The sequence below is a fragment of the Siculibacillus lacustris genome (assembly GCF_004328075.1).
GTDB lineage: Bacteria > Pseudomonadota > Alphaproteobacteria > Rhizobiales > Ancalomicrobiaceae > Siculibacillus > Siculibacillus lacustris.
On the sequence record NZ_SJFN01000083.1, the window covers coordinates 1 to 1,331 of the forward strand.

Consider the following 1,331-nt stretch of genomic DNA (forward strand, 5'->3'; position numbering starts at 1 on the left):
GACATCCGCAAGCGCATCTACAAGTTCCCCAAGCTCGGCGTGAAGGCGGAGCTGGTGGCGATCCCGACCACCTCGGGCACCGGCTCGGAGGTCACCCCCTTCGCGGTGGTCACCGACGACGTCACCGGCATGAAGTACCCGCTCGCCGACTACGAGCTGACCCCGACCATGGCGGTGGTCGACGCCAACTTCGTCATGAACATGCCGAAGTCGCTGACCGCCTTCGGCGGCATCGATGCGGTGACCCATGCGCTCGAGGCCTATGCCTCGGTGATGGCCAACGAGTTCACCGACGGCCAGGCGCTGCAGGCCCTGAAGCTGCTCAAGGACCATCTGCCCGACAGCTATTCCAAGGGCGCGCTCGACCCGGTGGCGCGGGAGAAGGTCCACATCGGCGCGACCATCGCCGGCGTCGCCTTCGCCAACGCCTTCCTCGGCGTCTGCCACTCGATGGCCCACAAGCTCGGCGCCGCCTTCCATCTGCCGCACGGCCTCGCCAACGCGCTCTTGATCGCCAACGTCATCCGCTACAACGCCAACAACAACCCGACCAAGCAGACCGCCTTCTCGCAGTACGACCGGCCGCAGGCCCGCCGTCGTTATGCCGAGATCGCCGATCATCTCGGTCTCGGTGGTGAGCGGACCGGCGCCAAGGTCGCCAACCTGCTGGCCTGGCTCGAAGGGCTCAAGGCCCACATCGGCATCCCCGCCTCGATCCAGGCGGCCGGGGTCGCCGAGTCCGACTTCCTCGCCGCCGTCGACCGCATCGCGGTCGAGGCCTTCGACGACCAGTGCACCGGCGCCAACCCGCGCTTCCCGCTGATCTCGGAGCTCAAGGCGATCCTGATCGACAGCTATTACGGCCGCGCCTTCGTCGAACCCGTCGAAGGCGAGACCACGGTCACCGAAATCCCGGTGGCCGTCCCGGCCGCGTGAACGGCGGTGCCTCTCTCCGTGTCGGCCTCGAGCGCTCGCCCCCGTCTCGTCGCGATCTCCGGAGAGAGGCATCGTTCGCCGCTCTGCAAGTCTCGAAACTGACCCCAACCAGTCGGCGGCTCCAGGGGGAGCGCCGGAGGAGGAAGCCATGACTGTCCGTGTAGCGATCAACGGGTTCGGCCGCATCGGCCGCAATGTCCTGCGGGCGATCGTCGAGTCGGGACGCACCGACATCGAAGTGGTCGGCATCAACGATCTCGGCCCGGTCGAGACCAACGCCCATCTGGTGCGCTACGACAGCGTCCACGGCCGCTTCCCCGGCGTGGTCACCGTCGCCGGCGACACCATCGACGTCGGCCGCGGCCCGATCAAGGTCACCGCCATCCGCGATCCGG

Annotated in this window: 2 protein-coding genes; both read left to right on the forward strand. The window is 67.8% G+C overall.

Annotated features, from left to right (window positions below; genetic code table 11):
- Positions 1 to 936: iron-containing alcohol dehydrogenase (locus EYW49_RS22780; RefSeq protein ID WP_131312027.1), on the forward strand; the 936-nt coding region annotated here is incomplete at its 5' end.
- Between the two features lie 148 nt (positions 937 to 1,084).
- Positions 1,085 to 1,331, forward strand: a 247-nt coding sequence (locus EYW49_RS22785; RefSeq protein ID WP_228259626.1) for a glyceraldehyde 3-phosphate dehydrogenase NAD-binding domain-containing protein, incomplete at its 3' end; no start/stop codon positions are given.